This window comes from Leeia oryzae DSM 17879, from assembly GCF_000376945.1.
GTDB lineage: Bacteria > Pseudomonadota > Gammaproteobacteria > Burkholderiales > Leeiaceae > Leeia > Leeia oryzae.
Genome location: NZ_AQXU01000023.1, coordinates 48,893 through 67,323 on the forward strand (window position 1 = coordinate 48,893; position 18,431 = coordinate 67,323).

Here is an 18,431-nt window from a genome sequence, read left to right on the forward strand (position 1 = left end):
TCAGGCGAAAATTGGCAGCGAATATGCCTTGCCCGGCCTGAGGTTTCTGTTTTTGCTGCAGGCTTTAAGCAAGAAGCATGAAATATGGGTAAAATGCTGCTTGAATGCGTGCCGCAAGCAGCAGAGTCTTGATAAGCTGCTATAGTGGGTTCTGGTTGGGCATGTGCCTTTGATAATGCAATTGATGGCTGATTTACATTTGTGCTGGGATCTCTGTGGGTATTAAACGGCGTTCACTTTCTATACGGCAGGCTATTTTCGGCGTAATTGCCCTGGGTCTGCTGATTCCTGCGCTGGTCAATAGCTTTATTTCCCTTCGCTATTCTGAACTCTCTCTTCGCCAGAATCTGGATGCACAAGGGCGAATCATTCTGGACAACCTGTCCGTTTCGCTGGAACAACCCCTGTGGGACATGAGTTTTTCTACAGCAGAGCGTCTGGTGGATTCGCTGATGCGGGATACCCGTATTGTCAGGGTGACGATCACCGATGCCAACTTCGGTAAATTTGTAGACCGGTTCAAACCGGAGCGTGCGCATGCCAACCAATGGAAAGAGGTTCGTCCTATTGTCCATGAGGGGCAGCCTATCGGCCGTGTCATCCTGATCATGGATGATGGCGAGCTTCGCAAGCAGTTATCTACCCAGATTACCGGTATCTGGGTGCTAATTCTGGGACAGTTATTCATTTCTCTGGCCCTGATTAGCTGGTTGCTGCAGATACGTCTGATCCGCCCCCTGATGCAGTTGATGAATGATTCGACCCGACTGGCGGCGGGGTCTCTGGATCTTGCGTTTAACTGGAGCCGTAATGACGAACTGGGCATGCTGGGCAAGAGTCTGGAATTTACCCGTCAGTCACTAGAGACCATGGTGAATGAGCTGGAAGACAAAAACGACCGGCTGAATACGGATATCCAGATCCGCAAGCAGATTGAAGAAGCGCTTCGTGCATCAGAGCATCGTTTCCGTACGCTGGCCAGCAATGCGCCGGTGGGGATTTTCCGCATCACGTCCAGTGGGCGATGTTTGTTCATAAATGCCTATTGGACAAGTCGTACCGGCATTTCGGTTGAAAGCGTCATCGGCACAGACTGGCTGTTATTGATTGCGACGGAAAACAGAGAGCAAGTGAAGGCCGCCTGGTTAGAGGCTAGCCAGAACAAGAAAGAATTTCTGGCCGAGTTCCGTGCAGAGAACATGATGGGGGCGCCGTTCTGGGTGGACTGTAAACTGCTGCCTTTGGTAGATGAGCAGGAACTCTTGACAGGCTATATTGGTACGCTAACCGATATTTCCGAACAAAAAGATGCCGAGACCGTCTTGCTGAAAGCCAAGGAGGCGGCGGAAGCCGCAAATGCGGCCAAAACCGAATTCTTGTCCAATATGTCGCATGAATTAAGAACTCCGATGCACGCCATCTTGTCGTTTTCGGATTTGGGTGAGCGACGCATGCCCGAGTTGCCGCCGGAAAAAGCCAAGCAATATTTTAGCCGTATCCGGGCCAGCGCCCAGCGGCTTCTGACACTGCTAAATGACTTGCTGGATCTATCCAAACTTGAAGCAGGGCGTATGAAGTACTATCCTGAAACAACGTATCTGTCTGCTTTGGTTCAGGAAGTCGTTGAAGAGATTGCACCTATTGCCTTGTCACGCAAGATTCGCCTTGTGATAGACGGGGATGCCAGAGAGCCGCTGCAACTCGATCAAATCCGTATCGGGCAGGTTATTTCCAACGTGCTTTCCAATGCAATACGATTTACACCTGACGGTAGCGAAGTCATCATTCGTTTGCAGCAGCCGGCAGGACATGATGGCCATGAAGATGGTACCCGGTTAAGCATCATTGACGAAGGCCCGGGCGTACCGGATCATGAAGTAGAACTGATTTTTGATAAATTCATTCAGAGCAGCCAGACCAAAACCGGAGCTGGCGGGACTGGCTTGGGGTTATCTATATCCAGGCAGATTTTATCCGGACATGGCGGTTATATCTGGGCAGAAAACAGGCAGGATCGATCTGGGGCTATTTTTCACGTTTGGTTGCCAAAAAACTTTCCCTGATAGGGACATCATCAGTAGCATTGGCCTGGCTAGATGAGTTCGGCGCACTGGTAAATTAACGGGACGCACCATATTGGTGCGTTGTGTGGGGCTTTGGACCGGCAAAGTACCGGATTGTGTCAGGGTTGTCAGGCATGATTCTTGCGGAGAATCACGCTGTGAATAACTAAATGATGCAAACTGGCCTTTGTCGGTTTCCTGATGACTATGAATTTGAATGATATGCCTAATATTGCCTCCCCCTTTTTGATCAAGCAATTATCCTCATTGCTGGACAACTGGCATAACCAGTTGGCTGCTAGTCATTTTCAGCCTGTTTTTGGCTTGGCACACCGGCATATCATCGGGTTTGAAGCGCTGCTAAGAGTAGGGCAGGATGCCAGTAACTGGCGCAGTACGCCGGATTTTCTGGTGGAGGCTTCAACTCAGGCCAGTGCCAGAGCGATTGACTTCGTATGCATAGAGTCACATCTTCGCGCCTTTATGGACGCCAGCGACTCTGCCAACTGGCTGTTTATCAATGTATTGCCGGAAACTTTTCTGGACCCTTCCACGGCAGAAGAATACCTGCCCGCATTATTCGAGAAGCTGGGATTCCCGGCAGACAGCCTGGTTATTGAAACAACGCTTGATAACCGGATAGATCCTCCGCTTTATCTTGCCGCTGTCGAGAGGTTCAGAAAACTAGGCTGCCTGATTGCCGTTGACAAGTTTGGTACCGGACGTGGGAGCGTCGATCAGGTCTGGCAATTGCAGCCGGATATCATCAAGCTGGATCATGAGCTGGTGGCACGGGCTGCGGTGGATGATCGCACCCACAATCTGATGAAAGGCATGGTCACCCTGCTTCATGAGGCAGGGGCACTGGTGGCCATTCTGGGGATCGAAACGGAAAAGCAGGCCATGGTGGCCATGCAGACGGACTGTGATTTCGTGCAGGGTTTTTATTTTGGTGCGCCGCAAGCAAATATCCGTCAGATTCGCGACCAGACGGATGTGATTGACCAGTTGTGGCAGAGTTATCGCCGGCTGGACACGGAGGCCAGCATTGCGCACCGCGAAAAACTGGCACCGTATGTGGATGCTTTTCGTTTGATTCCTACCCGCATGATGATGAATGGCGAGCCATTGCAGACGGCGGCAGGTCATTTTCTGGGGTTGCCTGCAACAGTGCTGTGTTTTGTGCTGGATGCAGAAGGGCGCCAGATCGGTGAAGGCATGCGTGGTCTGGCCGCCCGCGAGTTAAGCCGTCAGCAAAACAGGCTTCAGGAAACCGCAGGTGCGAGCTGGGTACGTCGTCCCTATTTCCGGGATGCCATGCATGCGGTTGGCGAGTTGCAAATTTCCCGTCCATATCTGTCATCCAGTACCGGGCAGTTTTGCGTGACCCTTTCCATTGCTTTCGAGTCCGCAGGCCAATGTATCGTGCTCTGCGGTGACATAGACTGGGATGAAGCAGCACATATGCATCCCAACTAAGGCGCAATAGCAAAAAAAGACAATCAAATTGCCGTAATTGGATCTGAACGTGTTTGTTTTGATACGCTATCAGGGTTAAAATCAGGAAGGCGCTTGTTAATTGCTAACAGCGTCTTTTTGTTTTTGGGCTTACACATTTGCATCTGGCAAATCGTATCTATCGAATAATAGGCTTTGACAGGTTTTCAGGGTGGCATGCATGCCAGGTACTACACCAAATTTTTCCGGTTCTCCGCGCGTTGTTAATACACTGGTTGTCATGGGCGTTGGCCTGATTGGCGGGTCTTATGCCCTTGCGCTAAAGCAGGCCGGACTGGTCAAGCATGTCATTGGCGTTGGACGCTCCATGGCTAATCTGGAAGACGCATTGGCCCATGGCATTGTGGATGAGGTGACGACAGACCCTCAATACGCCATTCAAAAAGCGGATCTGCTGATGCTGGCGACCCCTGTGGGTCAGCTGGACACCATCTTGCCTCTGGTCGAGCGCTATTTGCCTGCCCACGCCATGGTGACAGATGCCGGCAGCACCAAAGGAAATGTGGTTGCGTTGGCCCGCCAGCACTTGAAGACTCGCCTGTCAGCCTTTGTGCCCGGACACCCGATTGCCGGTGCCGAATTCAGTGGGGCCAAGGCTGCCAAACCGGATTTGTACCGCAAAAAACACGTCGTGATTACGCCGTTGGCAGAAACTGACCCAGAGGCTGTACTGGCGGTTAAGGCACTGTGGGAAGTCTGCGGTGCCGATGTGCGCGAAATGACCCCGGATTTGCATGATCGTATTTTTGCGGCGGTCAGTCATCTGCCGCATGTGCTGTCTTTCGCATTGGTTGAAGCGCTGGCCAGTCGCGAAAACGGTAGTGTATTTTTTGATTTTGCAGCGAGCGGTTTTCGGGATTTCACCCGCATTGCCAGCAGTCATCCGGAAATGTGGCGCGACATTTGTCTTGCCAATAAACAGGCATTATTGGCCGAACTGAATGAATACCGCCATCAGCTCGACCGGTTGGCCGACTTGCTGGCGTCGTCAGACGGCGAAGCCCTTGAGCAGGTGTTTTTGACCGCTCGAGAGGCACGCAATGCCTGGTTGCAAAAGCGTCAGGCCTCTTTGCAAGTCTGACCGGCACGTTTGGTGACATCATTATCCCCCTGCCATCATTAGCTAACTTCAATCTTAATTAACGGATACGTAATGGAATTTCTGGATTTGGCACCGATTGCTTCGGTAAAGGGCACGGTTTTATTACCTGGCTCAAAAAGCATTTCTAATCGCACCTTGTTACTGGCGGCCTTGGCAGAGGGTAATACCGAGGTTAAAGGGCTGCTTGCATCCGATGACGTTCACTACATGCTCGAAGCCTTAAAGCAACTGGGAGTGAAATGGTCCCAGCACGGTGATTCCCGAGACTTTCTGGTCGAGGGAGTGGCAGGGCTCTTCCCGGTAAAGCAGGCGGATCTTTTTCTGGGGAATGCTGGCACGGCGTTTCGTCCGCTAACGGCGGCGCTGGCGCTGGCGCAGGGTGAGTACAAATTGTCTGGCGTGGCGCGCATGCACGAGCGCCCGATCGGGGATCTGGTGGACGGTTTACGCCAACTAGGCGCCGATATTCGCTACGAAGGCAACGATGGCTATCCGCCGCTGCATATCAAACCGGCGACGATTGAAGCAAATCGCGCTATTCAGGTCCGTGGCAATGTATCCAGCCAGTTCCTGACCGCATTGCTGATGGCCTTGCCATTGACAGGCCAGTCCGCCACCGTCGAGGTAATTGGCGAGCTGATTTCCAAGCCCTATATTGAAATCACCCTGAATCTGATGCAGAAATTTGGTGTGGTGGTTACTCGTACAGACTGGTCATCTTTCCATATCGCCGCTGGCCAGAAGTACATCAGCCCAGGGGTGATTCATGTAGAAGGCGATGCTTCCAGTGCATCTTACTTTCTGGCGGCTGGTGCCATGGGGCAAGGTCCTGTGCGGGTTGAAGGGGTAGGCAAAGAAAGCATCCAGGGCGACAAGCGCTTTGCGGATACCCTGGCAGAAATGGGTGCCCGGATTACCTGGGGCGATAACTGGATTGAAGCCCAGGCGCCAGCATCTGGCCGTCTGAAAGCCATCGATGTGGACCTCAACCATATCCCGGATGCTGCCATGACAATTGCTGTTGCTGCCTTGGTGGCGGATGGCACTACGACCATTCGCAACGTCGCCAGCTGGCGTGTCAAAGAGACAGACCGGTTATCGGCCATGGCGACTGAGCTGCGCAAGGTAGGAGCCGAAGTAGAGGAGGGCGAGGACTATATCCGTATCACGCCACCAGAAACCCTGACACCGAATGCGGTGATCGATACCTATGATGATCACCGGATGGCAATGTGTTTCTCATTGGTCGCGCTAGCTGGTGTGCCCGTCAGAATCAATGATCCTAAATGTACGGCAAAAACGTTCCCGACTTACTTTGAGGTGCTGGCAGGCATCAGCCACTAAGGCCGGAAAAGGTTTTCAAGGCAGTTTTCATGCGCCTTGTTGACGATAAAAGCTGTAGCACCAATACAGGGGCTGTCGATAAATCGCCGACAGCCCTTTGTTTTTACGATAAAATAAGCCCGTTTGCCGACCTGTGTTCGGCTTTATTTCTTTGTGATGGTTATGACTCTTCTGCAATTACTTAATGATCGCGTTAAAGCAGCACTTGCACTGGCAGGTGCGCCAGATGCCCAGGCTATTGTTCAACAGGCAGCCAAGCCGGAATTTGGCGACTATCAGGCTAATGGCGTGATGGGTGCTGCCAAGCAGCTGAAAAAGAACCCTAGAGAGTTGGCTCAGGAGGTGATCAATCACCTCGACTTGCAAGGTATTGCGAGCGAAGTGTCAATTGCCGGGCCAGGTTTTATCAATATTCGCCTGGATAACGGATTTCTGGCTGCTCGGGCCGCAGAAGCGCTAAAAGACCCGTCCTTGTCTGTCAAGGCGGATCATCCGCAAACCGTGGTAGTGGATTTGTCTTCGCCAAACCTGGCAAAAGAAATGCACGTTGGCCATTTGCGCTCCACCATTATCGGCGATGCATTGGCCAGAACCTTGACGTTTCTTGGGCATAACGTCATTCGACAGAACCACGTAGGGGACTGGGGGACGCAGTTCGGCATGTTGACCGCCTACCTGATCGAGTCTGGTAACGAACAGAACCCCGCACACGCGCTGGAAGATCTGGAAGACTTCTATCGTCGTGCCAAAGTACGCTTTGATGAAGACGCCGCTTTTGCTGACCGTGCGCGTGAGTACGTCGTCAAACTTCAAGGTGGAGACGAGCAAGTGCTGGCCCTGTGGCGCCAGTTTGTGGAAATTTCCCTGTCCCATTGCGAGGAAGTCTACAAAGAACTGGGTGTTGATCTGACTCGCAAGGACGTGATGGGTGAGTCTGCCTATAACCCGGCACTACCGGGTATTGTGGCGGAACTCAAAGCCAAAGGCTTGCTGACTGAAGATGCCGGCGCACAAGTCGCATTTCTGGATGAGTTCAAGAATAAAGATGGTGAACCTGCAGTCTATATCGTACAGAAGCAGGATGGTGGTTATCTGTATTCCACGACCGATCTTGCTGCCGCCCGTTATAGAGCAGACGTACTCAAAGCCAATCGCGCCCTGTATGTGGTAGATGCTCGTCAAGGCTTGCATTTCCAGCAGATGTTTACGCTTGCACGCAAGGCGGGGTTTGTGCCTGCCGACATGCAGCTGGAGCATGTGGCATTCGGTACCATGATGGGGGATGACGGCAAACCGTTTAAAACCCGCTCCGGTGGCACTGTCAAACTGGCAGAACTGCTCATTGAAGCCGAAGAACGGGCATTTGCACTGGTATCAGAAAAGAATCAGGACCTGTCCGAAGCAGAACGCAGAACCATTGCCAAGGCGGTTGGTATTGGCGCGGTCAAATATGCAGATCTAAGCAAGCACCGAACCAGTGACTACATTTTTAACTGGGATACCATGCTGGCCTTTGAAGGCAATACGGCACCATACCTGCAATATGCCTATACACGCATTCAAAGCTTGTTCCGCAAAGCAGGCCTGCCTGAAGCCCATCAGCCTATCGTGATTGCTGAACCGGCAGAGCATGCATTGGCATTGGTACTGGCGCAATTCCCGGATGCCGTGGATAGCGTGTCCAGAGAAGCATGTCCTCATTTCATGTGTGCCTACCTGTATCAGGTAGCAACGCAATTCATGCGTTTCTATGAAGCTTGCCCGGTGCTAAAAGGGGCGGTAGAAACCCAGCAGAGTCGCTTGCAGTTGTGTCAGCTCACCGCAAATACATTGAAAACCGGTTTGGGTCTGCTGGGTATCGAAGTACTCGATACCATGTAATGTTGCTCAGCATCTCCTTCATGCAGACAACTTAATATGCGCATGAAGGAGGTGCCTGTTGCCGACCATCAAAGGCAAGCATGTTGCCAGGGTATTCGCCAGGAAATGAATAGATTGCACAATGACAATCCATTCTTTGCGTTGTCGCGAGTGGTGTGCGGCCCATACCTAGCAGAAAGCCATCCCGGCCCTGTTTGCCATAACGGATCAACCTACCGAGAGACATTAACATGGTAGAACTAGCCAGCCTGAATTCAGTTTCAATTATTACCATCGATGGTCCTTCTGCGTCCGGCAAGGGGACTGTCGCACAGAAGGTCGCATCACGCCTGGGCTTTCATTATCTGGATTCCGGTGCGCTTTATCGCCTGGTTGCCTTGGCCGCCCTGAATTCGAGTACCTTGCTGGATGCAGAGACTGACATTGCCCGGATTGCTGCCACGCTGGATGTATCATTTGAAGGCGAAAAGATCGTGATGTCCGGCATTGATGTGACCGAGGCCATTCGTCAGGAAAGAATCGGTACCGCGGCCAGCAAGATTTCTGCCTTGAGTCAGGTTCGCCAGGCGCTGACAGAGCGCCAGCAGGCCTACGCACAAGCGCCAGGCTTGGTGGCAGACGGTCGCGACATGGGCTCGGTGATTTTTCCGATGGCCAAAACCAAGATTTTTTTGACTGCCAGTGCCGAGGTCCGTGCCGAGCGTCGCTATAAGCAGTTGATCGGTAAAGGAATTAGTGCTAATCTACACGATATTCTTCGTGATATCAGGGATAGAGATGTCCGTGATAGCGCCAGAAGCATTGCCCCTTTGCAACAGCATGCGGATTCCGTGTTACTGGATACCTCGCACATGACGATTGAAGAAGCAGTTAATTTCGTCGTCAAGGTGTTCGAAACCAGCGAACCAAAAACTGTCAATTAAGGCTTTGCCAAAATCTGTACTGGCATGATGTCTGTGCCAGAGGTGGTGCTGTTTTTCTCCAAAAACAGTTTTTTAAAACGAACGGTTGTCGCAAGACAACAATCTAGGTATTTATCACATGTCTAACGTAACCTCTGCTGCCGTGGATTCCATGGAAAGCTTCGCCGCCCTGTTTGAAGAAAGCCTGCAACGTCAGGAAATGCGTACCGGTGAAGTGATCACCGCTGAAGTGGTGAGTGTGGATCACAACTTTGTTGTTGTGAACGCTGGCCTGAAATCCGAATCTCTGATTCCTGTTGAAGAATTCAAAAACGACAAGGGTGAAGTATCAGTTAAGCCTGGTGACTTCGTTCAGGTTGCTATTGATTCTCTGGAAAACGGCTTCGGCGAAACCAAGCTTTCCCGCGACAAGGCAAAACGCCTGGCAGCATGGCTGGATCTGGAAGTTGCACTAGCAGAAAACAAACTGATGTCCGGCATGATCAGTGGCAAGGTCAAGGGTGGTCTGACCGTCATGATCAACGGCATCCGTGCATTCTTGCCTGGTTCTTTGGTAGATATCCGCCCAATCAAGGATACCTCTCCATTCGAAGGCAAACAAATCGAATTCAAGGTTATCAAACTGGATCGCAAGCGTAACAACGTTGTTGTTTCTCGCCGTGCGGTACTGGAAGAAAGCCAAGGCGCAGAACGTCAAGCTCTGCTGTCTAACCTGAAAGAAGGCGCAATCGTTAAGGGTATTGTGAAAAACATTACCGACTACGGCGCGTTCGTTGACCTGGGTGGCATCGACGGTCTGTTGCACATCACTGACCTGGCATGGCGCCGTGTTAAACACCCATCTGAAGTTCTGGCAGTGGGTGATGAGGTTGAAGCTAAAGTTCTGAAGTTCGATCAAGAGAAAAACCGTGTTTCTCTGGGTCTGAAACAACTGGGCGACGATCCTTGGATCGGTCTGTCTCGTCGTTACCCACAAAGCACCCGTCTGTTCGGTAAAGTAACCAACCTGACTGACTACGGCGCATTTGTTGAGATCGAACAAGGCATCGAAGGTCTGGTACACGTTTCTGAAATGGACTGGACCAACAAGAACGTACATCCATCCAAAGTAGTTGCTCTGGGTGACGAAGTTGAAGTCATGATCCTGGAAATCGACGAAGAACGTCGTCGTATCAGCCTGGGCATGAAACAATGTATGTCTAACCCATGGGATGACTTCGCTGCTACCTACAAAAAAGGTGACAAGATGTCAGGTACCATCAAGTCAATCACTGACTTTGGTATCTTCATTGGTTTGCCTGGCGGTATCGATGGCCTGGTACACCTGTCTGACCTGTCTTGGACTCTGCCAGGTGAAGAAGCTGTTCGCTCATTCAAGAAAGGCGACGAAGTTGAAGCCGTCGTTCTGTCTATCGATGTAGAGCGTGAACGCATCTCCATGGGCATCAAACAGCTGGATGGGGATCCTTTCAACAATTACATCGCTATCAATGATAAAGGTGCAATCGTTAAGGGTACCGTGAAGTCTCTGGATGCTAAAGGCGCAGTGATTACGCTGGACGGCGACGTAGAAGGCTACTTGCGTTCTACTGAAGTGTCTCGCGAGCGCGTTGAAGACATCCGTTCTGTGTTGAAAGAAGGCGACGAAGTTGAAGCCCTGATCATCAACGTAGATCGTAAGAACCGTTCTATCAACCTGTCTGTAAAAGCTAAAGATGTGGCTGATGAATCTGATGCAATGAAATCTCTGGAAGCTACTGGCAATGCTGGTACCACCAGCCTTGGCGCTCTGTTGAAAGCCAAGCTGGACGGCCGTAGCGCTGAGTAATTTCAGCTAGTGTCTGCCGTCAGTTGCATGAGTAACTGACGGTAATTCATCTTAGTTTTACTGAGCAGGGGTCACATGACAAAATCCGAGTTGATAGCTAAGCTCGCGATGCGTTACCCGCAACTTGTGGCCAAAGATGCCGAACTTGCGGTCAAAGCGATTCTGGATACAATGTCCCAAGGTTTGGCCGAAGGACAGCGCATCGAGATCCGCGGCTTTGGCAGTTTTGACCTGAATTACCGTCCTCCTCGTTTAGGGCGGAATCCCAAGTCTGGAACGAAGGTGGAGGTACCACCGAAGTACGTACCACACTTCAAGGCTGGCAAGGAATTGCGAGAACGTGTCGATGCTGCACCATTTGTTGGTGAATAACAGTTGTATGACTGATTATGCTCAAGGCAAAAAGCAACAAACTGCGTGAAGGCGTAATCCTCCATGTAATTTGAAGCTGGTTGTTTAGTTGTATGAAAACCAGGTCTCCGAAAGGTGGCCTGGTTTTTTTATGTCTGCAAGAAATGGATACACCTGATTGCCTGCCAATACCTTTCTGACTGTCTGGCGTCAGAGGTATGATGTGTCGCCTCAGGCATGGATGAGTCAACAGGCTGCTTGGCTCCTGTGATGCGTGTCTAGGATAACCATCATGAAGATTTCAGTGTGCATCAGTCCTTGGACTTTTGTTGCTCGCAGCAACTTGGTATAGCACTTCTCTGGAAATCCCGTTCCGAAATATATTCGGCCCTGCGTGGTTAGTCTGATTTATAATAATGCCCTCTCGTTTAATGTTCGGACAATGTCATGCCCCTGATTACCCTTGATAATGCACAACTGGCATTTGGCCACTGGCCTTTGCTGGATGGCGCTAACCTTGTGCTGGACAAGGGGCAGCGTATTGGTTTGATTGGCCGCAATGGTGCTGGTAAGTCCTCCCTGCTAAAAGTGCTGTCGTCGCAACAAATGCTGGATGATGGCAAATTCTGGGTTTCACCGGATGCCGTTGTGGCATTTGTACCGCAAGAACCGGTGTTTGAGGCCGGGCATTCCGTGTTTGAGGCGGTTGCGGAAGGTTTGGGTAGCTTGCGTCAGGTGCTGATTGATTACCATGCGATTACGCATCAGGTGACACTGGACCCAAATGACGAAAATCTTGCAGAGATGCAGCGCCTGCAAATGGAACTGGAAAACCAGGATGGCTGGCGGTTCAATTCGCTGGTAGATACGATGATCAGCCATTTGGGGCTGGAGGCCGACAAGCCGGTAGATGCACTTTCAGGCGGCTGGAAAAAGCGTGTTGCGCTGGCACGTGCACTGGTTAGTGAGCCAGATGTGCTGTTGCTGGATGAACCAACCAACCATCTGGATCTGTCTGCCATTCAATGGCTGGAAAGCCTGTTGCAGGCGTTTAACGGCGCTATTCTGTTTATTACCCATGATCGCCAGTTTCTGGATAACGTCAGTACCCACATCATTGAGCTTGATCGCGGGCGTTTAACGGCATTTACGGGTAACTTCACCGCCTACCAGCTGAAAAAGGCTGAAATGCTGGAGGTTGAAGCGGCCCACAATGCAAAATTCGACAAATTCTGGAAAGAGGAAGAAGTCTGGATTCGCAAAGGGATTGAAGCACGCCGTACACGCAATGAAGGCCGTGTGCGACGTCTGGAAGAGCTTCGCCGGGTTCGCTCGCAGAGACGCAGCCAGCAAGGTCAGGTAAATCTGCAACTGGATGCGGGCGAAAAATCCGGAAAGCTGGTCGCAGAACTCGAGAATGTAACGTTTGCGTATGATGACCGGACGCTGGTTCGTAATTTCTCAACCCGTATTCAGCGGGGTGATCGCATTGGTCTGATCGGGCCTAATGGTATTGGTAAAACCACTTTGCTGAAGCTGATTCTGGGAGAGCTGCAACCCCAGTCAGGCCATGTAAAGCAGGGCACCAATCTCAATATTGCCTATTTTGACCAGTTCCGTGTACAGCTCGATGAAAATGCCACCCTGACGGATACCATCAGTCCTGGTAGTGAGTTTATTGAAATTGGCGGTATCAAGAAACACGTTATTAGTTATCTGGAAGAATTCCTGTTCCCGCCGGCACGCAGCCGGTCTCCAGTCAGTTCCTTGTCGGGCGGAGAGCGTAACCGTTTGCTGCTGGCAAGGCTGTTTGCCCGCCCGGCCAATGTCCTGGTACTGGATGAGCCCACCAACGATCTGGATATCGATACGCTGGAGTTGCTGGAGGCTTTATTGCTGGATTATCCGGGTACCGTATTTCTCGTGAGTCATGACCGTATTTTTCTGGATAACGTGGTGACCAGTGTCATTGCATTTGAAGGCAATGGCCAGCTTGAAGAGTATGTCGGCGGTTACTCTGACTGGTTGCGTTACAAGTCAGAAAAAGATGCCGCGCCACCTGTGATCAAGAAGTCCAGCGTGGAGCAGAAAACCATGCAGGAAGGGCGTAAACGCTCGGTTTCCAGCAAGTTGTCGTTTAATGAAAAGCGTGAACTGGAACTGTTACCACAGGAAATCGAGCAGCTGGAAGAAGAGCAGTCTGCCTTGCAATTTCAGTTGCTGGACCCGGATGTGTATCGCAAAGATCCAAAGGGGTCTGCACGCATGCAACAGCGTGTTGAAGAGATCGAATTGTCGTTATTAGAAAAACTCGCGCGTTGGGAGTCGCTAGAAGCAAAGTCAAACGCGTAAACCTCGTGTTAATATGTCGCTACGTTTCCGCCAACGCTTCCATTTTTGCTAATTTTTGTTCAGGAGTTTTGCAATATGTACAGCAAATCCGTTTCTCTTGCTCAGCAAGATCCTACACTGTGGGGTTTTATTCAGCAGGAAGTTCAACGTCAGGAAGATCACATCGAGTTGATCGCCTCTGAAAACTTCACCAGCCCGGCTGTCATGGAAGCGCAAGGTTCCCAGCTGACCAACAAATATGCTGAGGGCTACCCAGGCAAACGCTTTTACGGTGGTTGCGAATATGTTGACCAGGTTGAGCAACTGGCCATTGACCGCCTGAAACAACTGTTCGGTGCCGAATACGCCAACGTGCAGCCACATTCTGGCTCACAGGCCAACCAGGCTGTGTATTTCTCCATCCTGAAACCGGGTGATACCGTCATGGGTATGAACCTGGCGCACGGTGGTCACCTGACTCACGGCTCTCCTGCTAACCTGTCAGGCAAACTGTTCAATATCGTTGCTTACGGTCTGAATGAAAATGAAGAGATCGATTACGATGAAATGGAACGCGTTGCGACAGAAACCAAACCAAAACTGATCATTGGCGGTGCTTCTGCATTTGCCTTGCGTTTTGATTTTGCCCGTATGGCAGAAATCGCGAAAAAAGTCGGTGCCTACTTCATGGTCGATATGGCCCACTATGCTGGCCTGATCGCTGCTGGTGTGTATCCTAACCCTGTTCCACACGCTGACTTCGTGACGTCTACGACTCACAAGACATTGCGTGGTCCACGCGGTGGTTTGATTCTGGCAAAAGCCGAACACGAAAAGATCCTGAATTCAAACGTGTTCCCAAGCCTGCAAGGCGGCCCGCTGATGCATGTGATCGCTGCTAAAGCGGTTGCTTTCGGCGAAGCGCTGAAGCCTGAGTTCAAAGCTTACCAAGAACAAGTGCTGAAGAATGCTGCTGCAATGGCAGAAGCGCTGGCGGCACGTGGTGTGCGTATTGTTTCTGGCCGAACAGAATCTCACGTGTTCCTGGTTGACCTGCGTGCAAAAGGTCTGACAGGTAAGGCTGCTGATGCTGCACTGGGTAAAGCGCACATTACCGTTAACAAGAACGCGATCCCTAACGATCCGGAAAGCCCATTCGTGACTTCTGGTATCCGTATCGGTTCTCCAGCCATTACAACACGCGGCTTCAAAGAAGATGAAGCTCGCATTGTTGCCAATCTGGTGGCTGACGTTCTGGATAACCCGAACGATGAAGCTAACCTGGCTACCGTACGTGAAAAAGTAAAAGCATTGACTGCACGCTTCCCTGTTTACGGTGCGTAATCCGGTTTAGTGCATCATGCATGTATAAAAAACCCTGCCAAACGGCAGGGTTTTTTATTTTGGCGTGTTTCGCGCAGTTTTTTAAGTGTCACGGGTGTTTTTTGGCAACTGTCCATGTCGACAGGACGATTTTCTTTCTAGAGTAATGGACTGTCTGCTCACAGGGTGTAACGATGAAAATTGATCTGCCGGTTTCCACGGTCATAGCCGGATTAATCACGGTACTGGTTGGCTATACCAGCTCTGCTGCCATTGTATTTGAAGCCGCTCATGCCGCAGGTGCTACCTCCGGTCAACTGGCGTCATGGCTCTGGTCTTTGGGGCTTGCAATGGGGTTGACCTGTATCGGCCTTTCCTTGCGTTACAAGGCTCCGATTGTGACGGCTTGGTCTACGCCAGGGGCTGCATTGCTGGCGACCAGCCTGCTGGGGCATAGCATGTCTGAAGCAATTGGCATTTTTCTGTTTTCAGCTTCTTTGATCACCATTGCCGGTTTTAGCGGGTTATTCGAAAAGATGGCCGACCGAATTCCAGTGAATCTTGCATCTGCCATGCTGGCCGGGGTACTGCTCCATTTTGGGATTCAGGTATTCTCCAATCTGCAAGTGCATGCGGAGCTGGTGGGCGCCATGTTGCTGACGTATGTGCTGATGAAGCGGTTGGCGCCACGGTACGCCATTCTGCTGGTGTTACTGGTGGGGGTGGGGTATGCCCAATTTACTGGCGGTATGCAGCTGAGCACGGTTTCATTTGAGCTGACCAAGCCGGAATGGGTGACCCCCACGTGGTCCATTCAGGGGATTGTCGGGGTAGGGATTCCGCTTTTTCTGGTGACGATGGCTTCGCAAAACTTGCCTGGGGTTGCTGTTTTGCGCGCGAATGGGTACACCACACCCATATCTAACCTGATTGGCTGGACGGGTATTACCAATTTTATCCTGGCGCCGTTAGGGTGCTTTGCAGTCAACCTTGCCGCCATTACCGCTGCCATCTGTGCCGGACCAGAAGCGCATGAAGAAACGCGCCAGCGCTTTAAGGCCAGTATCGCTGCCGGTGCATTCTATGTCTTGCTGGGGCTGTTTGGTGCCACTGTCGGGGCATTGTTCAATGCGTTTCCTAGAGAACTGGTGCTTAGCCTCGCCGGCATTGCGCTATTTGGTACTATCGGGCAATCGCTGGCGGTGGCCATGCGCGACGATAGCGAGCGTGAGGCCGCGTTAGTAACATTGCTGGTGACCGCATCCGGTCTAAAGATGTTCGGCATTGGCGCCGCTTTCTGGGGTTTGTTGGCCGGGCTGATTGTCCGGTTTGTCATGACCAGCAGGCGTTAGACCATCAAGTAATGGCACGGATGTCCCAACCCACGGTATGATTATGTTTTGCGCTGCAATAACTTGGATTGCGGCCAGCAAACCACTCAAACCTGACATAGGGGGCATCGGTGAAATGTCCATTTTGCGGGTCACCGGATACACAGGTGATCGATACGAGAATGACCGAAGAGGGCGATACGATTCGCCGTCGTCGTCGCTGTACGTCATGTGAGAAGCGTTTTAATACCTTTGAAACTGCCGAGGTCCGTTTGCCGCAAGTCGTCAAACAGAACGGCAACCGTGCCGAGTTTGATCGCGAACGCCTGCGCATGTCATTCATGCGCCCCTTGCACAAGCGTCCGGTGCCCACTGCCCTGGTGGATGAAGCCATCGGGCGCATTACCCAGCGCATCCTGAGCCTTGGTTTGCGTGAAATTCCTTCCCGCCAGATTGGCGAAATGGTCATGACCGAACTGAAAAAGCTCGACCATGTTGCCTATATCCGTTTTGCTTCTGTTTACCGCAGTTTTGAAGACGTGGAAGATTTCCGTGACGTGATCAAGGAAGTCCAGAAAGATGTCTGACGCAGCAAACGATGCGTACTGGATGTCTTTGGCATTGGCTCAGGCCAGACTAGGTATGTTTATCACCAGTCCTAACCCCAGTGTGGGGTGCGTACTGGTCAAAGACGGACAATTGGTGGGGCAGGGCCATACGCAGCCGGCAGGTCAGGCACACGCCGAGGTCATGGCTTTGCGCGATGCAGGCGCTGCTGTCAAGGGCGCAACCGCCTATGTTACGCTGGAGCCCTGCAGCCATTTCGGACGGACCCCCCCCTGTGCCGATGCGTTAATCAACGCAGGCATTGCCAGGCTGGTGATTGCTGCACATGATCCCAATCCGCTCGTGGCAGGGCAGGGCCTGCAGCGAATCGCAGCCGCCGGGATAGAGATCAAAACGGGCGTGTTAGAGCCGGAAGCGCTGGAGCATCACAAAGGATTCATCAGCCGGATGACGCGCCATCGCCCCTGGCTGCGCCTGAAGATTGCAACCAGTCTGGATGGTAAAACTGCCTTGGCCAATGGCCAGAGTCAATGGATTACCGGGCCAGAAGCAAGGCGGGATGTTCAGGCCTTGCGCGCCAGAAGTTGTGCCATGGTAACGGGCATCGGAACGGTCCTTGCAGATAACCCGCGGCTGAATGTGCGTGAGATCGAAGGACAGCCATGGACGGGGCGCCAACCGGCCAGAGTAATCCTGGATAGCCGCTTAAGAACGCCTATCAATAGCCAGATTCTGGACACGCTAGGCGTGTCCATCATTACCCTGGAACCGGATACTTCGCTACACCAACCCTATCTGGACAAAGGTGTTGAGATAAAGGTGGCAGAGAGCGATAACGGTAAAATCAGCCTGCAATCCCTGTCGGATTATTTGCATCATCAAGGCTGGAATGAGGTCACTGTAGAGGCCGGCGCCATTTTGAATGGCAGCCTGATGCGCTCGGGGCTGGTAGATGAGATTGTGCTCTATCAGGCCCCTGTTTTTCTGGGTCAGGGGGCGCGAGACATGCTGGCAGGACCAGAACTCACCTCGCTGGCACAGGCTTACCGGTTTGATATCCATGAACAGCAGATAGTCGGGCAGGATGTCCGTACCGTACTGCGCCCTGTAATGAAAGAACACTGATGTCTTTTCATGATCATTTCTCCGCATTGGCTAATGAGTACGCCAAGTATCGTCCCCAATATCCTGACACCTTGTTTGCTTACCTGGCCGACCAGGTTGCTACGCATGATTTGGCCTGGGATTGTGCTACTGGCAATGGTCAGGCCGCCAGCCGGTTGGCCGGATATTTCCGGCAGGTGATTGCCACCGAACCGAGCGCTGCCCAGATTTCTCATGCGCCTGCCATTAAAAACGTGGAATACCGGGTAGAAACTGCCGAAAACAGCAGCCTGTTAGATGAAAGTGTGGATTTGATTACGGTGGCGCAGGCCATGCACTGGTTTGATTTTGACGCCTTTGGCAAAGAAGCAACCAGAGTCCTGAAGCCCGGTGGGGTTTTGGCTGCATGGTGTTATGAGGGCATTCGCGGCGTACAGAATGTTGAAGCAGTCACCCGGCATTTTTATCAGGACATCATCGCTGATTATTGGCCGCCAGAGAGGCGCTGGGTAGATGCGGGCTATGAAGGCATCCCGATGCCTTATCCAGCGCTGCCGGTTGAGAAATTTGAATTGACCGCAGCATGGTCGTTAGAGGCATTGATGGGCTACCTCTATAGCCTGTCTGCCGTTAAACAGTACCGAGAGCAGACCGGAGAAGATCCAGTGGCGTTGATCCGGTCAGATCTTCAAAAAGCCTGGGGTGAACAGGAAATCCAGACCATGCGTTGGCCGCTCTCCCTAAAGTTATGCAGAAAGGAATAAT

General features: G+C 51.8%; 13 protein-coding genes and 1 pseudogene. All 14 read left to right on the forward strand.

The window, feature by feature from the left end:
* Positions 1-215 precede the first annotated feature (215 nt).
* The 14 genes and pseudogenes from F552_RS20065 (at position 216) to F552_RS0110255 (ending at position 18,430) form a co-directional block, all read left to right on the forward strand.
* Positions 216-2,063 carry an ATP-binding protein gene (locus F552_RS20065; protein WP_018151639.1) on the forward strand — a complete coding sequence of 616 codons (1,848 nt, stop codon included), beginning with the start codon at positions 216-218 and terminating at the stop codon, positions 2,061-2,063.
* Positions 2,064-2,285: 222 nt separating this feature from the next.
* The gene (locus F552_RS20070; protein ID WP_169333589.1) at positions 2,286-3,542 is read left to right on the forward strand and encodes a sensor domain-containing phosphodiesterase; all 1,257 of its coding nucleotides are present in this window, start codon (positions 2,286-2,288) and stop codon (positions 3,540-3,542) included.
* 199 nt (positions 3,543-3,741) lie between these two features.
* Complete coding sequence (locus tag F552_RS0110200; RefSeq protein WP_018151641.1) at positions 3,742-4,662, forward strand: prephenate dehydrogenase; 921 nt, start codon at positions 3,742-3,744, stop codon at positions 4,660-4,662.
* Positions 4,663-4,734: 72 nt separating this feature from the next.
* On the forward strand, positions 4,735-6,027 hold the full coding sequence (aroA, locus tag F552_RS0110205; RefSeq protein WP_018151642.1) for a 3-phosphoshikimate 1-carboxyvinyltransferase: 1,293 nt from the start codon (positions 4,735-4,737) through the stop codon (positions 6,025-6,027).
* A gap of 162 nt (positions 6,028-6,189) precedes the next feature.
* Positions 6,190-7,908, forward strand: coding sequence for an arginine--tRNA ligase (gene argS / locus F552_RS0110210; protein WP_018151643.1), 1,719 nt, complete (start codon positions 6,190-6,192; stop codon positions 7,906-7,908).
* 230 nt (positions 7,909-8,138) lie between these two features.
* Complete coding sequence (cmk, locus tag F552_RS0110215) at positions 8,139-8,831, forward strand: (d)CMP kinase (RefSeq protein ID WP_018151644.1); 693 nt, start codon at positions 8,139-8,141, stop codon at positions 8,829-8,831.
* A gap of 151 nt (positions 8,832-8,982) precedes the next feature.
* Positions 8,983-10,659, forward strand: coding sequence for a 30S ribosomal protein S1 (gene rpsA, locus F552_RS0110220; protein WP_156802297.1), 1,677 nt, complete (start codon positions 8,983-8,985; stop codon positions 10,657-10,659).
* 75 nt (positions 10,660-10,734) lie between these two features.
* The gene (locus F552_RS0110225) at positions 10,735-11,031 is read left to right on the forward strand and encodes an integration host factor subunit beta (RefSeq protein WP_026182602.1); all 297 of its coding nucleotides are present in this window, start codon (positions 10,735-10,737) and stop codon (positions 11,029-11,031) included.
* 426 nt (positions 11,032-11,457) lie between these two features.
* A complete protein-coding gene (locus F552_RS0110230) occupies positions 11,458-13,362 on the forward strand; it encodes an ATP-binding cassette domain-containing protein (RefSeq protein WP_018151647.1) in 1,905 nt (634 codons plus the stop codon).
* Between the two features lie 75 nt (positions 13,363-13,437).
* Positions 13,438-14,685: a serine hydroxymethyltransferase gene (gene glyA, locus F552_RS0110235; RefSeq protein WP_018151648.1), complete on the forward strand. Its 1,248-nt coding sequence runs from the start codon at positions 13,438-13,440 to the stop codon at positions 14,683-14,685.
* 170 nt (positions 14,686-14,855) lie between these two features.
* A pseudogene (locus F552_RS0110240) lies at positions 14,856-16,016 on the forward strand (benzoate/H(+) symporter BenE family transporter); the annotation flags it as partial.
* Between the two features lie 110 nt (positions 16,017-16,126).
* Positions 16,127-16,582, forward strand: a complete 456-nt coding sequence (gene nrdR / locus F552_RS0110245; RefSeq protein ID WP_026182603.1) for a transcriptional regulator NrdR — start codon at positions 16,127-16,129, stop codon at positions 16,580-16,582.
* The gene (gene ribD / locus F552_RS0110250; protein WP_018151651.1) at positions 16,575-17,687 is read left to right on the forward strand and encodes a bifunctional diaminohydroxyphosphoribosylaminopyrimidine deaminase/5-amino-6-(5-phosphoribosylamino)uracil reductase RibD; all 1,113 of its coding nucleotides are present in this window, start codon (positions 16,575-16,577) and stop codon (positions 17,685-17,687) included. The genes nrdR and ribD overlap by 8 nt, the downstream gene beginning before the upstream one ends.
* Entirely contained in the window at positions 17,687-18,430 is a 744-nt protein-coding gene (locus F552_RS0110255; RefSeq protein WP_018151652.1) for a class I SAM-dependent methyltransferase, read from the forward strand. Before ribD ends, F552_RS0110255 begins: the two co-directional genes overlap by 1 nt.
* Position 18,431: the final 1 nt, after the last annotated feature.

What these genes read in the sequence shown, in the direction of transcription:
- glyA (WP_018151648.1), top strand. Translation starts at nt 13,438, where the DNA reads ATGTACAGCAAATCCGTTTCTCTTGCTCAGCAAGATCCTACACTGTGG.
- F552_RS0110200 (WP_018151641.1), top strand. Translation starts at nt 3,742, where the DNA reads ATGCCAGGTACTACACCAAATTTTTCCGGTTCTCCGCGCGTTGTTAAT.
- cmk (WP_018151644.1), top strand. Translation starts at nt 8,139, where the DNA reads ATGGTAGAACTAGCCAGCCTGAATTCAGTTTCAATTATTACCATCGAT.
- F552_RS0110230 (WP_018151647.1), top strand. Translation starts at nt 11,458, where the DNA reads ATGCCCCTGATTACCCTTGATAATGCACAACTGGCATTTGGCCACTGG.
- argS (WP_018151643.1), top strand. Translation starts at nt 6,190, where the DNA reads ATGACTCTTCTGCAATTACTTAATGATCGCGTTAAAGCAGCACTTGCA.
- F552_RS20070 (WP_169333589.1), top strand. Translation starts at nt 2,286, where the DNA reads ATGCCTAATATTGCCTCCCCCTTTTTGATCAAGCAATTATCCTCATTG.
- aroA (WP_018151642.1), top strand. Translation starts at nt 4,735, where the DNA reads ATGGAATTTCTGGATTTGGCACCGATTGCTTCGGTAAAGGGCACGGTT.
- F552_RS0110225 (WP_026182602.1), top strand. Translation starts at nt 10,735, where the DNA reads ATGACAAAATCCGAGTTGATAGCTAAGCTCGCGATGCGTTACCCGCAA.
- rpsA (WP_156802297.1), top strand. Translation starts at nt 8,983, where the DNA reads ATGGAAAGCTTCGCCGCCCTGTTTGAAGAAAGCCTGCAACGTCAGGAA.
- ribD (WP_018151651.1), top strand. Translation starts at nt 16,575, where the DNA reads ATGTCTGACGCAGCAAACGATGCGTACTGGATGTCTTTGGCATTGGCT.
- F552_RS0110255 (WP_018151652.1), top strand. Translation starts at nt 17,687, where the DNA reads ATGTCTTTTCATGATCATTTCTCCGCATTGGCTAATGAGTACGCCAAG.